The sequence below is a fragment of the Paracraurococcus lichenis genome (assembly GCF_030657435.1).
In the GTDB taxonomy this organism is placed as follows: domain Bacteria; phylum Pseudomonadota; class Alphaproteobacteria; order Acetobacterales; family Acetobacteraceae; genus Paracraurococcus; species Paracraurococcus lichenis.
The window spans coordinates 1-360 of record NZ_JAUTWS010000537.1; the positions used below are offsets into that span (position 1 = coordinate 1).

Below are 360 nucleotides of genomic sequence, written 5' to 3' on the forward strand. Positions count from 1 at the left end.
CGCGAAGTCCAGCCCCAGCTCGTCCGGCATCTGCTGGCGCATCAGCGCCTGGACCTCGGCTTCCTGCTCTGCCGTCAGCAGGTTGCCATGCCCCGGCGCCGGCCCGCGCGGCTTGCTCTTCAGCCCCGCTGGGCCGTGCTCGGCGAAGCGCTTGCAGATGTCGAAAGCCCCGGTCTGGGTCAGCCCGACCTGGGCTGCGATCGCGGCATAGGTCTGCCCCGCCTGACGCAGCCCGATCACCTGTCGCCGGCGCTCCTCTTGCGCCGCCGGCGTCAGGCTCCGCATGTCCACCTGCTTCATGATGTCAGCTATTTGGGTACAGCAGCCGCAGCCTTCAAGAACACCACCGCCGGCTCAATA

The 360-nt window shown here is 68.3% G+C and carries 1 protein-coding gene; it reads right to left on the reverse strand.

What is annotated here, in order from left to right:
- On the reverse strand, positions 1 to 285 hold a 285-nt coding region (locus Q7A36_RS41145), incomplete at its 3' end, for a helix-turn-helix domain-containing protein (RefSeq protein ID WP_305109533.1).
- Positions 286 to 360 lie beyond the last annotated feature (75 nt).